General features: G+C 41.6%; 13 protein-coding genes. 5 read left to right on the top strand and 8 right to left on the bottom strand.

Annotated elements, in window-relative coordinates:
* Positions 1–187: 187 nt before the first annotated feature.
* On the top strand, positions 188–1,288 hold the full coding sequence (gene hemE / locus C0J08_RS04800) for a uroporphyrinogen decarboxylase (RefSeq protein ID WP_212654973.1): 1,101 nt from the start codon (positions 188–190) through the stop codon (positions 1,286–1,288).
* A gap of 67 nt (positions 1,289–1,355) precedes the next feature.
* Here the strand turns inward: hemE and C0J08_RS04795 are convergent, their stop codons facing one another.
* Entirely contained in the window at positions 1,356–1,724 is a 369-nt protein-coding gene (locus C0J08_RS04795; RefSeq protein ID WP_212654972.1) for a hypothetical protein, read from the bottom strand.
* 128 nt (positions 1,725–1,852) lie between these two features.
* On the opposite strand from C0J08_RS04795, the gene C0J08_RS04790 reads away from it, so the two are divergent.
* Positions 1,853–2,191: a P-II family nitrogen regulator gene (locus C0J08_RS04790; protein ID WP_212654971.1), complete on the top strand. Its 339-nt coding sequence runs from the start codon at positions 1,853–1,855 to the stop codon at positions 2,189–2,191.
* Between the two features lie 87 nt (positions 2,192–2,278).
* On the opposite strand, the gene C0J08_RS04785 is transcribed toward C0J08_RS04790, so the two are convergent.
* From C0J08_RS04785 to C0J08_RS04765, 5 genes are all read right to left on the bottom strand, one after another.
* Entirely contained in the window at positions 2,279–2,989 is a 711-nt protein-coding gene (locus C0J08_RS04785) for an ABC transporter permease (protein WP_212654970.1), read from the bottom strand.
* A gap of 3 nt (positions 2,990–2,992) precedes the next feature.
* On the bottom strand, positions 2,993–3,682 hold the full coding sequence (locus tag C0J08_RS04780) for an ABC transporter permease (protein ID WP_212654969.1): 690 nt from the start codon (positions 3,680–3,682) through the stop codon (positions 2,993–2,995).
* Between the two features lie 74 nt (positions 3,683–3,756).
* On the bottom strand, positions 3,757–4,515 hold the full coding sequence (locus tag C0J08_RS04775) for a transporter substrate-binding domain-containing protein (protein WP_212654968.1): 759 nt from the start codon (positions 4,513–4,515) through the stop codon (positions 3,757–3,759).
* Between the two features lie 79 nt (positions 4,516–4,594).
* Positions 4,595–5,362: an ABC transporter ATP-binding protein gene (locus C0J08_RS04770; RefSeq protein ID WP_212654967.1), complete on the bottom strand. Its 768-nt coding sequence runs from the start codon at positions 5,360–5,362 to the stop codon at positions 4,595–4,597.
* 164 nt (positions 5,363–5,526) lie between these two features.
* Complete coding sequence (locus C0J08_RS04765) at positions 5,527–6,546, bottom strand: GlxA family transcriptional regulator (RefSeq protein WP_212654966.1); 1,020 nt, start codon at positions 6,544–6,546, stop codon at positions 5,527–5,529.
* Positions 6,547–6,840: 294 nt separating this feature from the next.
* Here C0J08_RS04765 and C0J08_RS04760 point away from each other — a divergent pair, with 294 nt between their 5' ends.
* Positions 6,841–11,658 (top strand): NAD-glutamate dehydrogenase, encoded by a 4,818-nt coding sequence (locus tag C0J08_RS04760; protein WP_212654965.1) that lies wholly within the window; start codon positions 6,841–6,843, stop codon positions 11,656–11,658.
* A 54-nt stretch (positions 11,659–11,712) separates the two neighbouring features.
* Complete coding sequence (locus tag C0J08_RS04755) at positions 11,713–12,948, top strand: aspartate aminotransferase family protein (protein WP_212654964.1); 1,236 nt, start codon at positions 11,713–11,715, stop codon at positions 12,946–12,948.
* Between the two features lie 59 nt (positions 12,949–13,007).
* Here the strand turns inward: C0J08_RS04755 and C0J08_RS04750 are convergent, their stop codons facing one another.
* Positions 13,008–13,868 carry a PhzF family phenazine biosynthesis protein gene (locus tag C0J08_RS04750; RefSeq protein ID WP_212654963.1) on the bottom strand — a complete coding sequence of 287 codons (861 nt, stop codon included), beginning with the start codon at positions 13,866–13,868 and terminating at the stop codon, positions 13,008–13,010.
* A 205-nt stretch (positions 13,869–14,073) separates the two neighbouring features.
* Here C0J08_RS04750 and sbmA point away from each other — a divergent pair, with 205 nt between their 5' ends.
* Positions 14,074–15,348, top strand: a complete 1,275-nt coding sequence (sbmA, locus tag C0J08_RS04745) for a peptide antibiotic transporter SbmA (RefSeq protein WP_212654962.1) — start codon at positions 14,074–14,076, stop codon at positions 15,346–15,348.
* A 120-nt stretch (positions 15,349–15,468) separates the two neighbouring features.
* Here the strand turns inward: sbmA and C0J08_RS04740 are convergent, their stop codons facing one another.
* Positions 15,469–15,678 (bottom strand): hypothetical protein, encoded by a 210-nt coding sequence (locus C0J08_RS04740; protein ID WP_212654961.1) that lies wholly within the window; start codon positions 15,676–15,678, stop codon positions 15,469–15,471.
* Between the last annotated feature and the right edge of the window lie 86 nt (positions 15,679–15,764).

Raw genomic sequence — 15,764 nt, 5'->3', positions numbered from 1 at the left:
TGGATAAAAACCACTCAATAACAATATCTTCGCTTTTGACACAAAAATAGCCTGCGACAAACCCTGCCACAGATCAATAATATTCGCCTTTTCAAAATCCTACTCATAAATTGTGCTTATTCTCTCTGCTTTTCCTGTCCAACTTAGGTAAAATGCGCCAACTGAAAATTTATATCGGAGAGTCCTAATGTTTCCAGAGCTCAAAAATGATCGCCTCTTGCGCGCATTACTCAAACAACCAGTCGATACAACACCTGTATGGATGATGAGACAAGCCGGACGCTACTTACCTGAGTATCGTGCTAGCCGCGCCACTGCTGGGGACTTTTTGAGTCTTTGCAAAAACGATGCATTTGCTTGCGAAGTAACCCTTCAACCTCTTAAAAGATACGACTTGGACGCTGCTATCTTATTCTCAGATATCTTAACCATTCCAGATGCAATGGGTTTGGGTTTATATTTTGAAGCAGGAGAAGGCCCAAAATTCAAACACACGATCCGCAGCAAAGCCGATGTCGATGCCATTCCCGTTACCAAAGCAAATGATCTCGATTATGTCATGAAAGCCGTAACCACCATTCGACACGCTTTAAATGGAGAAGTACCGCTAATAGGTTTTTCCGGTAGCCCTTGGACTTTAGCCACCTACATGGTTGAAGGCGGCTCAAGTAAAGACTTCCGCCATATAAAAGCCATGATGTACAGCGCTCCAAAAACCCTACATGCCTTGTTAGATAAATTAGCGAAGTCTGTTACTGAGTATTTAAATGGGCAAATTTTAGCCGGAGCACAAGCCCTGCAAATCTTTGATACTTGGGGTGGTGTGTTAAGTGGCCCAATGTACCAACAATTCTCTTTGCTTTATATGAAACAGATTCTTGATGGTCTTATTCGCGAACACGAAGGCAAAAAAATTCCTGTTATCTTATTCACTAAAAATGGCGGCCAATGGCTAGAAAACATGGCAGCAACAGGACCCGATGCTCTTGGCCTAGATTGGACAACAGATATTGCAGAGGCTCGTGCTCGTGTTGGAGATAAAGTAGCTTTACAAGGCAATATAGACCCTTGCGTACTTTATGCTGGTAAAGAAGTGATTGAGCGTGAAGTTGAAAGCGTCTTATCTGGCTTTGGATCAGGCAGTGGACATGTGTTTAACCTTGGTCACGGCATTCATCAATTCGTAAACCCAGACCACCCAAAATACTTAATCGATGCGGTTCACGAACTTGGTAAAAAGTATCACGAGCCAAAATACGATGATCTAGATGAGTTAAATGGCCTTTAAGATCAAACATCAATTAGTATAGAGCTTGGTCACTGAGACCTTTGAACCTACAAAGGTCTCAGTGACATTATTTTTGCAAAGCCTCAAACTCCTGTAAACACAAGACTTCAGCACTTTTATTTTGTTTTTTCCACATACCATCCGATGTTAAAGCCAACACATCAAACATCTCATTCACGTAACAACACACGTGATCAACACCGCACCAATCTAGCCAAGACAAACGCCCTAGTAAATTCCCATTGGTAAGCGGTATCAACACAAGCCTTAACTGCAAATTATTCCCCGCCCCCTTTACCTGATAACAAGCGATACTTTGGGGGGATAAAACATAGGACAACTGCACACCATCTCGATCGAAAAGCAAGTTGGCGACCTCATTAAAAAAAGGCTCAGCTTTTGTGATAAATTGCTCGCTTGAAGTTATTTTTCTCATATCAAGCTCTCTAATTTTATGAAGATATATTCGCTAAATGTAGATCATAATCGACTAGCATGTAGAGACTTTTACAATAGAGTGGTATTTTTAGAGCAAATGATGCTTTATTTGTATGGAGAAAAGAAATGAAACTAATTACGGCCATTGTTAAGCCTTTTAAACTTGATGAGGTGCGTGAAGCACTTTCGGAAATTGGTATTAACGGCATTACCGTCACAGAAGTGAAAGGTTTTGGGCGCCAAAGAGGCCATACAGAACTTTATCGTGGTGCTGAATACGTTGTCGACTTCTTACCTAAAGTCAAATTGGAGCTTGCTGTGGAAGCTGATCAAGTTGAACGTGCCATTGAAGCCATCCAACATAGCGCCAACACAGGCAAAATCGGTGACGGAAAGATATTCGTTACAGCATTAGAACAAATCATCCGTATCCGTACTGGTGAGACAGGTGCCGAAGCCATTTAAGCCATTACACCGAATAAAATTGCTATTAAACAAACAAAGAGGCCTTGGCCTCTTTGTTTGTTTAAGTCAGATTTATAAACTAAAACCTCAGCCTTTATCTGGGACCTTAATCGACAAGGTACCCAAGTAACGGTTTTGACGGCGCTCAATTTGACGAAAAATGGCAATAATGACAATACTAATCGCCAAATAGATAACACCGGCGGCAATGAAAATCTCCATCGGAGTATAGGTTCTTGCAATAATAGTTCGCGCCATGCCAGTCAAATCCAAAATAGTGATGGTACTTGCCAATGCACTCCCCTTCAGCATCAAAATAATTTCGTTACCATACGCTGGCAATACAATACCAAATGCTCGTGGCAACAAGATGCGTCGATACATTTGAAACTTCGTCATACCAATGACTTTACAGGCTTCGACTTCCCCAGGAGGAATCGCTTGAATCGCGCCACGAAAAATCTCAGCGGTATAGGCTGAGGTATTCAGCGTAAAGGCTATAATAGCGCACCAAAACGGCTCCCTTAGTATTGGCCATAAGACACTTTCTCGTACGACATCAAATTGCGACGCACCGTAGTATACTAAAAAGATCTGCACCAAAAGGGGCGTACCACGAAAGAAAAAGATATAGGCAAAAGGAACAGCCCGAATCCAGCCAATAGGAGAAATTCGTGCCAAAGCAATCGGTAAAGCAAAAACACCACCTAACACAATAGAGATAAGTACCAACTGGATACTAACCCAAGCCCCTTCAAGCAAACGAGGGAAGTACTCAACAACAACTGAAAAATCCATACATTATCCCCTAGTTAAACCACGGCTTGCTCGCTTTTCCATGTAGGAAACGAACACCATAGAGATAATGGTTAAAGCCAAATACATGAATGCAGCAACTAAATAAAAAAGAAACGCTTCTTTTGTACTACTGACAGCAATATTTGCCTTGCGCATAATATCTTCTAGACCAACAACAGACACCAAAGCAGTATCTTTTAGCAAAACCAGAAATAAATTCCCTAACCCAGGCAAAGCAATTCGCCATACCTGTGGCAAAACAATGCGATAAAACTTTCGAATGGGCCCCATTCCTAAAGCGGTTGCCGCTTCATGCTGCCCCTTAGGAATAGATTGTAAAGCACCTCGAAACACTTCAGTCGCATAGGCGCCAAAAGTCAAACCAAGTGCCGTCACACCGGCTGCAAATGCGCCAACCTCAATATATTCATCGTAACCAAATAAACTGGCTATCGACATTAAAACACTGGTGGCACCAAAATAGATGATAAGTACAGTTAGTAATTCAGGAATACCACGGATAATAGTGGTGTAACCATTGGCGATCCAGCGAAAAACCGCGATGGAAGATAATTTAGCAGAGGCGCCCAATAATCCTAGAATCAAACCAACAAACAGTGAAGACAGCGCTAGCTCTAAGGTAACAACAGCACCTTGCAGCAGCTGATCACCGAATCCATGAAGATCAATCATAGTTTTTTTCTCAGAGTAAGCTTGAAGAGTTTCTCGGTGCTATTACACCGAGAAACTCTAAGAACTATCTACACTTAGTAGATAGAGAACGGGAAGTACTTAGCATTGATTTTCTGATAGATACCATCAGCTAAAATCTCATCTAGTGCTTTGTTCAATTTTGCTTTTAGCTTGTTATCACCCTTACGAACGGCAATACCAATGTTATCGGTTTTCATGAAAGCTTCGCCTTTAAATTCAAACTTAGAACCACTTTCTGATGTTTTTAACCAGTTATATGTAGGAAGCTCATCTGACAGCACAATGTCCAATCGACCAGCAACAAGGTCTAAATACACATTGTCTTGGTTATCATAAAACTTCAAATTAGCTTTGCCTGTGAAATTATCTTCAAGGTATTGCGCGCCTAATGTCGCACGCTGTGCTCCAATCGTTTTGCCTTCAAGATTATTAAGGTCAAATTTGTCACCCACGCGGCCCATGAAACGCAACCCACCTGAGTAATATTTATTAGTAAAATCAACTACTTTAAGACGGTCTTCAGTAATAGACATAGACGCAATAATCGCATCAAATTTTCGTACTTTAAGACCTGGAATCAAACCATCCCAATCCTGAGTTACAATCTCACAGTCCGCTTCCATTTTTGCACATAAAGCACGAGCAATATCAACATCAAAGCCCTGTGGCTTACCATTCGAATCAATAAAGTTAAATGGTGCCCAAGCGCCTTCTGTTGCAAAACGAATTTTATCTGCCGCTTGAACGGATACAGATGACAACGCAGCGGTTAACAACAACGTAGACCCGAAAACGATTTTTTTAAGATTCATTTTAATCCCCTTAATATATTATTTAGTTTTTTTAGCTTTTATGTTGTATTACTTTTAGCTTGAACTCACACTTTTGTACTTAAAACACACTTGAAATAAACGCCTTACAACGTTCAGATTTTGGCGCACCAAATACTTGATCGGGAGTCCCTTTTTCCTCTACCACACCTTGGTGCAGAAAAACGACTTCACTGGAAACTTCACGAGCAAAGTTCATTTCATGTGTCACTATAAGCATGGTACGACCTTCTTCCGCAAGTTTACGCATCACTCCTAATACTTCACCAACCAATTCCGGATCAAGCGCAGAGGTAGGTTCATCAAATAAGATAACCTGAGGGTCCATTGCTAAGGTTCTAGCAATAGCGACTCGCTGCTGTTGGCCACCGGATAACTGGTTTGGATACATATCTTTTTTCTCAGCAATGCCCACTTTATGCAACAAATGCTCAGCGTATTCCTTAACTTCATGCTTAGGACGTTTTAGAACGTGTAAAGGTCCTTCCATCACATTCTGTAGAATGGTCATATGAGGCCATAAATTGAAACTCTGAAAGACAAACCCTATTTGCTGGCGCATTTGAGTCAATTGCTTCATATTCCCAGCGATCAAATCCGGCTCACCTTGAATCAAATCAAGCTTATTACCATTAAAGATAATCTCGCCTCGAGTAGGGTTCTCTAGTAGATTTACACAACGTAAAAAAGTACTTTTACCAGAGCCGCTTGATCCTAAAATGGAAATAACATCGCCATCATAGGCCTTTAGAGAAATGCCTTTTAACACCTCAATATCGCCAAACGTCTTGTGAATATCTACGAGCTCTAACGCCGGGACTTTCGACATGCTTCAATACCTTCTTTATTTTATGAACTTATTATATTTAGCGAAAATAAACATCCGATGCTTAATCAACACAAAGCAGATAAACAATCTGTTTTCTGCCACCATACTTATCATCCTAATAAATACAAGAATCACGCCAAGAATAATGTAACCCGTATTTTAAGTTACTTTTTCCAAAGCCGCCTCTTTTTCTTGTCTATCTGGACAACTTCTTTGCTTTTATTTTGAATTTTATGACGCTCTTCCCTTGGAGTAATTCCAAAAAAGCCCTTGTAGGTGGTACTAAAATGGGGCGCCGAACCAAATCCACACGCCACCCCCACCTCGGTAATCGCTTTATCAGTTTGGATAATCAATTGCTTAGCATGTTGCAAACGTAATTCTAAATAGTAACGTGAAGGAACAATCCCTAAGTTACCTTTAAACAGTCGCTCTAGGTGTCGTCTAGAAACACCAACATGATAGGCAATATCATCCGATGACAAAGGCTCTTGAATATTCGCTTCCATGAGCTGAACAGCTTCGACAAGCTTAGGTTGACCTGTCCCTATACGAGCTTGAAGAGGAATTCTTTGTGGATCTTCATGAGTACGAATTCGTTCACAAACGAATTGCTCAGAAATACTACTGGCCAATGTCATACCATGCTGTTTACCAATCAAGAAAAGCATCATATCCATAGCCGCTGTCCCACCACTGCAGGTAAACCTATCTCGATCTACTTCAAAAAGATGGTCAGACACTATTGTCTGCAAAAACTCATCTCGTAAATTCGCCAAACTGCGCCAATGAATAGTCGCTCGATAGCCATCTAATAACCCAGCCTTGGCTAATAAATAACTTCCTGTGCAGACACCGCCAAGTGCAACCTGCTTTTTGGCCTGTTTCTTGATCCAATTTTCTAAATTTTGACTTTCGTTTTTTATCGCTGGCGATGCACCGCAGACAAAAATGGCGTCTAAATCGCTTGGAGCATCACCAGTAAGATAGTCTGATACGGTTGTAACCCCCGTACTTGAAGGGATTTCTTTTTCTTCATGACTAATAGTACAAAAAGAATATAGCTCTTTTCCTGCCACCCAGTTCGCCATATGCAATGTTTCAATGGCAGAAGAAAAACCCAACATAGAATAGTGTGGCAACAGCAAAAAACCGTATTTTTGAGGCTTTTTACTCGCCTGCATGATTTCTCTTGATGCGAATTCAGTCTTGTACAAAATATTATCCTGCGAACTATAGGCAAAAAAGGAGTTTATTTCGTTTAAAATGGATAACAAAGGTTTTTTTCGTATTGAGCAAGACTTTTTTAGACCAATTAACCAGACATCACAATAATATGTCGCTATTTGATAATTTCACAACTACCAAAGGAGTCGTTTTTCATAATATCCTAAAGCAGAGTCCAAAACCGATACTTTCGTAAAATTGCATTTACAACTAGTTTTATTAAGAACACCACTCATGAGGGATGAGTTCTAATGACTGATTACAAAAAAAACGAATTAATCGAACGCATTGAAGTTGAGATCAACGAACACTTTAAAGCGGAAGAAGCAAATAACCTTATTCAACTAACGCATCTTTATTTCCAGGACTCTTTAACAGAAGATTTGGTCAACGAATCGATTGAGAACCTGTATGGCACCATTCTTTGTCTATGGGATTTCTTACAACAGCGCCCTATTAACCAGCCAAAAGTGCGTGTATACAACCCGAACCACGAGGAGCACAGCTGGCAATCTACTCATACTGTTATCGAAATTTTAACGGATGACATGCCCTTCCTTGTATCATCTTTTAATATGGCACTGGTTCGCCTTGGCCACACTATCCACTTAACAGCACACCCAGTCGTTCCTGTTAACCGTAATAAAAAAGGTGAACTACAAGGCATTAATCCATCTTCCAAATCTTATGAAGCTTTAATGCGCTTTGAAATTGATCGCCTATCAGACATCAACTTATTAGATAAAATAAAAGAAGAACTGCTTAACAGTTTAGTTGATGTAAAGAAAACAGTTGCTGATTGGCCAACCATGAAGGCTAAATTGAGTGATGCCATCAATGAGTCAGAACAACTCGCACATTTAAAAAACAATGAAGAACACCAAGAAACCCTTGATTTCTTACGCTGGGTCGTCAACGACCACTTCACCTTTATCGGTTTCCGTGCCTATGACCTTTCTGTTGAAGGCAATGAAACACATCTTAAATTGGTTGAAGGCTCTGGACTTGGCACCTTCCGTGACATCAACGATAAAAAGGTTAAACGTGACATCGTTCTACAAGATAACTTAGCCAAGTTAGCGGTAGACCCAAGCAACATTCTTGTTTTAACCAAATCTACAGCAGTTTCCACTGTTCATAGACCCGTTCACCTTGATTACCTTGGCGTAAAACGTTTTGACAAAAAAGGTAACGTCATTGGTGAGTGGCGCTTCTTTGGTTTGTACTCATCTGCGGCTTACATTGCTCGTTTACAAGACATTCCTTTACTGCGAAAAAAACTGAACATCATTGTTGAAAAAGCCAATGTGGATCCAAATAGTCACAAAGGCAAAAATCTTAAGCACATTCTCAACAGCTATCCACGTGATGAAATGCTGCAGGCCCCAGCTGAAGAACTCTTCACAACTATCGAAAGCATTCTCGCAATTCAAGAGCGCCGCCAATTACGAGTTTTTCTGCGTAAAGATATTTATGGCCGTTTTTTAAATGCCTTAGTTTACGTACCAAGAGACCGTTACAACACTGAATTACGTATGAAGATGCAAGACATCTTAATGAATGCTTGCAATGGCACCAGTGCTGAATTCAATGTGCAATTCTCGCAACTCGTTTTGGCACGCGTAAATTTCACCATTCAAATCGCAGACCCTAAGCAAAGTCCAACCATCGACGCTGAAGATGTTCAACGTAAAATGCAAGATGCGATGAGCTCATGGGAAGACAAGTTATTATCAGCGCTGCATAAAAGTAATGGTGAAGAAAGCGGTAATCTTTTATTTAACGACTATGTGCCTTATTTACCCGCCGCTTACCGTGAAGACTTTTCGCCAAATGCCGCCGTCTTAGACATTGAACGTTTAGGCCAATTAGCTGGTGAGGGGGATATTTCAACTCATATCTATCGACAAGTTGGCCAAACCAAAAACAATTACTTCTTCAAAGTCTATGGGGCAGGCACAACTCTCGTTCTATCTGACGTTTTACCTATTTTAGAATATATGGGGCTGCGAGTATTAGAAGCTCGTCCATACGAATTAGATCAAAATGGGGATGGTGAAACGAACACTTGGGTCGTCGAGTTTGCCATCAGTGTGGATGCAGACATAAATCTTGATAAAAATTCTCAGCGTGAAGCTTTCCAAGATGCATTCAACCAAGTATTCAGCCGCCGCGTAGAAAACGATCGCTTCAACGCATTAGTACTAAGCGCCTCCTTAACTTGGCGCCAAGTCACTATGCTACGCGCATTGACTAAATACTTGATGCAATTGCAAGTACCTTTCTCATTGCAGTACATGCAACAAACACTTGAGAAAAATGCCCCCATTGCTCGCTTATTGGTTCAATTGTTCGAACAACGCTTTAACCCTAACCAAGAAACAAAGCGTGATGAAAAAATACAAAAACTGCTTGAAAAGATTGATCTTGAGTTGGATCAAGTCGCTAACTTGGATGAAGACCGCATCTTGAAACACTACTTATCTGTGATTCAAGCCATGTTACGAACTAACTTCTACCAAACTGATGCGGACGGTGAAGTCAAAGACTATGTCTCTTTTAAACTAGACCCAACCTTGATACCAGCAGTACCACTACCAAGACCAAAATTCGAAATATTCGTCTATGCACCTTGGGTTGAAGGTGTGCATATGCGTGGCGGCAAAGTAGCCCGTGGTGGTTTGCGCTGGTCAGACCGCATGGAAGATTTCCGTACCGAAGTACTCGGTCTTGTTAAAGCACAAATGGTGAAAAACGCCGTTATTGTACCCTCTGGTGCAAAAGGCGGCTTTGTTGCTAAACAACTGAAAAAGAATGCTTCCCGTGAAGAAGTGCAAGCCGAAGTTATCCATTGCTATACCACTTTCATCAGTGGCTTGTTGGACATTACAGATAACCTAGTACAAAACGAAATTGTTCCGCCATTATCTGTACTTCGATATGATGAAGATGACCCATACTTAGTAGTAGCAGCCGATAAAGGAACCGCCACTTTCTCCGACTTAGCCAACAGTATTTCTGCCAAATATGGTTTCTGGTTAGGCGACGCCTTTGCTTCTGGTGGCTCTAACGGCTATGACCACAAAAAAATGGGGATCACGGCACGAGGAGCTTGGGAGTCAGTTAAACGTCAATTCAAAGAAATTGGCATTAACTGCCAAACAACCGATTTTACAGCCGTCGGCGTTGGCGATATGGCAGGTGACGTATTTGGTAACGGCATGCTTCTTTCCGAGCATACTCGACTCATTGCGGCATTTAACCACATGCATATCTTTATTGACCCAACCCCAGATGCAGCCACATCATTCGCTGAACGTGAACGCATGTTCAAATTACCTCGCTCATCTTGGGAGGATTACAATAAAGAGCTTATTTCCAAAGGTGGCGGCATCTTCAACCGCTCTGCGAAATCCATTCCGATCAATGCAGATATTCGCAAAGCCTTAGGTATCGAAGGCAACATCAAGTCCATGGCACCAACAGATTTGATTAACGCCATCTTAAAAGCACCAGTAGACCTACTTTGGAACGGTGGAATCGGCACCTATGTTAAATCCGAAGGCGAATCCCATGCCGATGCAGGTGACAGTGCCAACAATGGATTACGTGTCAACGGCAAAGAACTACGCTGCAAAATCGTCGGTGAAGGCGGAAACCTTGGCTTAACACAGCTAGGTCGTATTGAATTCGCTCAGAAAGGCGGTTTAATCAGCACCGATGCCATTGATAACTCGGCCGGTGTAGACAGCTCCGACCATGAGGTCAACATTAAGATTTTGCTTAACCGCGTGGTTGAAAATGGCGACCTTACAGAGAAACAGCGCAACAACTTGCTTGCAGAAATGACGGACGAAGTGGGTAGCCTTGTCTTGCGCCATAACCGCGGTCAAAGTCATGTCTTGTCTTTGGCAAATGCGCAAGCTCAAGAACGCTTAACTGACCATTGGCGCTTAATTCAATCTCTTGTAAGAGAAGGTCGTTTGAATCGCGAAATCGAATACTTGCCAAGTGATTCACAAATTAAAAAGCGTCTTAACAAAGGTTTAGGTCTAACGCGCCCTGAAATTTCAGTGCTACTGGCTTATTCTAAGATCAAACTGTCTGAACAACTCGTTGAAGATGGCATTGGTGAAGATGCAGACTTAACGACGCAAATCAATGAATACTTCCCGACTCAGTTAACCAAACATTTTGGCAGCCAGATGGCGTCACACCCTTTGATTCAAGAAATCATCGCAGGACATGTGACGAATAACGTCGGCAACCGAATGGGGCCAACATTCAGCACATACATGCAAGAAGAAACGGGCGCATCTTCTTTAAACGTCGTTCGTGCTTACATGGCAGCAGAAGACATTTTTGATATCCCGACACTTTGGGATGCCATCAATGGACTAGACTTTGCCGTTGAAAACTCAGTATTAAATAGTTTACTAATCCGCATCCAAGGATTACTAGAACGTGCGACACTTTGGTTATTGCGCAATACCCGTGAAAGCTTGTCTATTCAAAAGCTGAAAGACACCTACAAACCGGGAGTGGAAGTCATTAGAGCCAATATGCAGGCTATTTTGACAGAATCGAGTCAAGCGCATTTAGCCGATATTGCCACCGGCCTAGAAGAGCAAAATATCCCTGCCGACATTGCGGAAAGACTATCGTCTCTTCATTATCTCTTCTTCGGATTAGATATTATTCGTGTTGCGGCAAACACAGAAACAGAAGTATTGGATGTAGCTCAAACCTACTTTGCTCTTGAAATGGACTTAGAGTTGCACTGGTTACGCCATAAAGTAAGCGAATTATCCGCGGACGATATGTGGCAACGCCGAGCAAAAACGGGTCTAGGTGACGAGGTAGATAATAGTTTAAGAACCCTCACCCAAGAGGTCATTCAGTCCAGTTCCGACATTAAGAAACTGGAACAACGTTTGACTCATTGGCGCGAATTAAATAATGACAGCATCAAGCATTACCGCGCGACTTTTAGTGAAATAAAAGCCGAAAGCGAATTAACACTTGCTATGGTAACTGTCGCTATTCGCGAGTTGAGAAATCTGATATAAAACCACTGGTGGCCGCCATTGCGGCCACCTATTTTTAAGAGGCCTTTTTTCGAGATGGATAGAGAAGTGACACAACAAGTAACGAGAGCAACCTTTGACGAAGTAATGGTTCCCAACTACGCACCTTCTGCGGTTATTCCAGTGCGTGGCGAAGGCTCTCGCGTATGGGACAAAGAAGGCAAAGAATACGTCGATTTTGCAGGTGGCATTGCCGTCACTGCATTGGGGCATTCTAATCCTACTCTAGTCAACGTCATGCGTGAGCAAGCTGGGCAAATTTGGCATTTATCAAATACTATGACCAACGAACCCGCTCTACGATTAGCTAAAAAGTTAACTGAGAAGACTTTTGCCGATCGAGTATTTTTTGCAAACAGTGGTGCAGAAGCTAATGAGGCCGCTTTCAAACTTGCTCGCCGTTACGCGTTTGATCATTTTGGTCCAGAAAAACACGAAATTATCGCTTTCTATAAGTCCTTCCACGGGCGTACTTTGTTTACCGTTTCTGTCGGCGGACAAGCAAAATACAAAGAAGGTTTCGAGCCAACACCAGGTGGGATCAAACATTGCGATTACAACGACATTGAGCAGCTTAAAGCCATTATTAGCGATAAAACCTGCGCTGTTGTCATGGAGCCAATTCAAGGCGAAGGCGGAATTATTCCGGCGGATATTGAATTTGCTAAGCAAGTACGTGAACTCTGCGATCAATACAACGCGCTGTTAGTGTATGACGAAGTGCAATCCGGTGTTGGTCGTACTGGTACTCTGTATGCCTATGAACAGCTTGGCGTAAAACCTGATGTGTTAACGACAGCCAAAGCGTTAGGTAATGGATTTCCTGTTAGTGCCATGTTAGCAACAGAAAAAGCGGCTAAGAGCCTGGCTTTTGGTACTCACGGCAGTACTTATGGCGGCAACCCAATGGCCTGTGCTATTGCTGAAGCCGTGATCGATATCATTGACACACCTGAAGTATTGAATGGTGTTAATAAACGCCATGATTTATTTGTTGAAGGTCTAAAAGCCATTAACGATAAGTACCATGTATTCAAAGATATCCGCGGCATGGGTCTTTTAATCGGTGCAGAAGTTATTGATGACTTAGCAGGTAAAGCGGGTGAAATCGTCAAAGCCGCCGCAGAAGAAGGTTTATTTGTGCTTGTTGCAGGTCCAAACGTATTACGTTTAGCACCATCCCTGATTATTACTGAACAAGACATTGCTGATGGTCTTGCTCGTCTGGATAAAGCTGTTGCAAAAGTGGTAGCAAATAACAAAGCAAATTAAGTTTTATTAATTGCTAATAACAGATTAAAAATCGGACTTAGGTCCGATTTTTTTATGGGCTAAACTTCAATGAAAACTTTTTTAACCAACGCACCCTCTCCACCTACTTTTACTTCAGTTACTTCTCCATTTTGCAGCCTTAATTCTGCTGTTATTTGTGATGTCATTTTCATTGCCCTCCCTTGCTGAAAAACCATCTTCTCATAACCAAAAAAACGATTTAAATAACATGCAAGCGCGCCGCTAGAACTACCCGTTGCAGACTCTTCTGGTATATCCACAGCAGGTGCAAAGTTTCGACAGCTTGCTGTGTACCCTGCTCCCACAGGAGCTAATTCAAAGACGTGAAAGCCTACGAACTCATGCTGCTTACAAAACGTACTTATCGCATCACTATCTACCACTAAGTCATCCAGCATACCAAAAGGAACAGGAACCATCACATCCACCAACCCTGTGGATAAGGCTTGAATCGGCAAACCTAATTGAATAATAAAGTCAGGCTGAATACCCAACATAGGTGCTATTTCGTCTGCGCTAAACTTTGTAGACCAAAGAGGTAAACTTTGATTCATTATAATGCGCCCATTCGATAACACTTCCACACCTAATACACCCGCTTTGGTTTCTTGCTGATAGAAACCTACAGATATATGCCCAAGGTGATGCAACAACCAAAACGCCCCTAGCGTTGCATGACCACAAAAATCCACTTCAATTGAAGGCGTGAAAAAAGATAACTGGAAGTCAGCTTTATCACTTCTACTGATAAATGCGGTTTCTGATACACCAACTTGTTTAGCAATAGATTGTTTTTGAGTATCCGTTAAACTATCCGCATGCAAAACCACACCTGCTAGATTTCCTCCTTGTTCTGATAACGAAAACGCGCTGATCAAATACACCTCAACCTGATCCATGGAGACTCCATCAATTTATCTAGATTATATAGGCCGCAATCATAGCAAAAGTAACTTTACTTGAATAAATTGTCGCCTTATTTGCTGATTCCTTAATCGCTTATTAATTGTGCTTATGACCTGAGTGGTTTAAGCTCCAATACAGCGCCATTCCCTTCTAGAACCGATGGCTATTGATGTATCCAACTAATAGAGAAACTAAACCGTGTTTCATTCTTTCTTTCCAAAACCCAAACTCTTCTTTCTAAGTTTCGCCCTCTGGGCTCTAATTTGCGTCATTGGTTGGTATAGCGTTATACAGGACTTAGGCTCCGCTTTAAGCCTTGGATCTTGGTTTGGCGTTCATTTTCCTGACGCCCTCGCAAGTGATGCCGACACTGCTGCACAAGCTGCTTTCCAAAGTGCACAAAGTACGGCATTAGATGTATGGTTATACCAATATATGTCACTTTGTTACGGCTTATTTGTTGGTTTCTGGATGATATATGGTGGGCAAAAATGGTCTAAATGGTCTGTACTTGGGTCGGCAGGAATTGTCTTCATTACATGGTTTCAAGTACAAGTAAGTGTAATGCTTAACGAATGGTATGGAAAATTTTATGACCTCATTCAAAATGCCTTAGCATCGCCAAACAGTATTCCTATTGCCACCTATTACTCAGAGCTATCTTCTGTCGCGATTATCATAATGGTAGCGATTACAGTTGCAGTCTTAAGTAATTTCTTTGTTAGCCACTTCGTTTTTCGTTGGCGAACGGCAATGACAAGTTATTACACTTCTAAATGGAGCCAAGTTCGCCATATTGAAGGTGCATCACAACGTATTCAAGAAGATACAATGCGTTTCGCATCTATTGTTGAAGGGCTTGGGGTGAGTCTTTTAAGATCCATTATGACTTTAATTGCTTTTTTGCCTATTTTATGGAGTCTGTCTGGATACGTTAAAACGCTCCCACTTATCGGCGAAGTCCCTCAAGCCTTGGTATTCACAGCAATTATGTGGTCAATTTTTGGAACGCTCTTGCTAGCATTGGCAGGTATAAAACTTCCTGGATTAGAGTTCAAAAATCAACGTGTAGAAGCTGCTTATCGAAAAGAATTAGTCTATGGTGAAGACCATCCTGAAAGAGCAACACCAATCAGCCTTGAGGAACTTTTTGCCAATGTACGAAAAAACTACTTCCGCCTCTATAAGAACTACTTATACTTTAACATTGTTCGCTTTGGTTATATAAACGTGGGGCAATTTGTACCACTGATAGTCCTAGCCCCTTCAATTATCGCTGGAGCCTTCACATTAGGTATCATGCAGCGTGTGTTAAATGCTTTCAATCAGGTGGAAAATTCTTTCCAATACCTAATCAATTCTTGGACAACCATCGTAGAATTGCTATCAATCTACAAACGTCTTAAGGCATTTGAAGCCGTAATAAATGACGGTAATTTACCCAAAGAAGACCAAACTTATATGGAAAAGTAAGTCTAGTTAAAAGGCTCTTACTTTGCTTCTCTCATAACAAAAAAAACCCAGCCGAATCACTTCACACGGCTGGGGATTTCTAATTGTTAAACCTATTTCAAGGGCAACCAAACACAATCATCAAACATTGATGTTAATATTCTGTCCAAGGTTATCCGTTGTTGTTTGCGGACCGTTACTTGCTACGGGTGTGACACTTTTAGCCGCTTCTTGCAACAACTCAAGATTTTGCTTCCCTTCTTGTTCCTGAGCTGCTTTGGCTAACTTGGCTCCATAAACTTCACTGGCATAATCCATTGCGGGATTACTTAAACCATTAATGCTTGGCATTTTGCCCCCTTAATTATCTTTCTTGGGTTCGTAATAATGATTTTAGACTAACACTTTCGAAACACTGCTGTCTAAAAAAACATCAA

Source organism: Marinomonas sp. CT5 (genome assembly GCF_018336975.1).
Classification (GTDB): Bacteria; Pseudomonadota; Gammaproteobacteria; order Pseudomonadales; family Marinomonadaceae; genus Marinomonas.
This window is presented reverse-complemented; position numbering and strand designations above follow the sequence as displayed.

Excerpts from the sequence above, each read along its gene's own strand:
- hemE (WP_212654973.1), top strand. The coding sequence starts at position 188 with ATGTTTCCAGAGCTCAAAAATGATCGCCTCTTGCGCGCATTACTCAAA.
- C0J08_RS04795 (WP_212654972.1), bottom strand. The coding sequence starts at position 1,724 with ATGAGAAAAATAACTTCAAGCGAGCAATTTATCACAAAAGCTGAGCCT.
- C0J08_RS04790 (WP_212654971.1), top strand. The coding sequence starts at position 1,853 with ATGAAACTAATTACGGCCATTGTTAAGCCTTTTAAACTTGATGAGGTG.
- C0J08_RS04785 (WP_212654970.1), bottom strand. The coding sequence starts at position 2,989 with ATGGATTTTTCAGTTGTTGTTGAGTACTTCCCTCGTTTGCTTGAAGGG.
- C0J08_RS04780 (WP_212654969.1), bottom strand. The coding sequence starts at position 3,682 with ATGATTGATCTTCATGGATTCGGTGATCAGCTGCTGCAAGGTGCTGTT.
- C0J08_RS04775 (WP_212654968.1), bottom strand. The coding sequence starts at position 4,515 with ATGAATCTTAAAAAAATCGTTTTCGGGTCTACGTTGTTGTTAACCGCT.
- C0J08_RS04770 (WP_212654967.1), bottom strand. The coding sequence starts at position 5,362 with ATGTCGAAAGTCCCGGCGTTAGAGCTCGTAGATATTCACAAGACGTTT.
- C0J08_RS04765 (WP_212654966.1), bottom strand. The coding sequence starts at position 6,546 with ATGCAGGCGAGTAAAAAGCCTCAAAAATACGGTTTTTTGCTGTTGCCA.
- C0J08_RS04760 (WP_212654965.1), top strand. The coding sequence starts at position 6,841 with ATGACTGATTACAAAAAAAACGAATTAATCGAACGCATTGAAGTTGAG.
- C0J08_RS04755 (WP_212654964.1), top strand. The coding sequence starts at position 11,713 with ATGGATAGAGAAGTGACACAACAAGTAACGAGAGCAACCTTTGACGAA.
- C0J08_RS04750 (WP_212654963.1), bottom strand. The coding sequence starts at position 13,868 with ATGGATCAGGTTGAGGTGTATTTGATCAGCGCGTTTTCGTTATCAGAA.
- C0J08_RS04740 (WP_212654961.1), bottom strand. The coding sequence starts at position 15,678 with ATGCCAAGCATTAATGGTTTAAGTAATCCCGCAATGGATTATGCCAGT.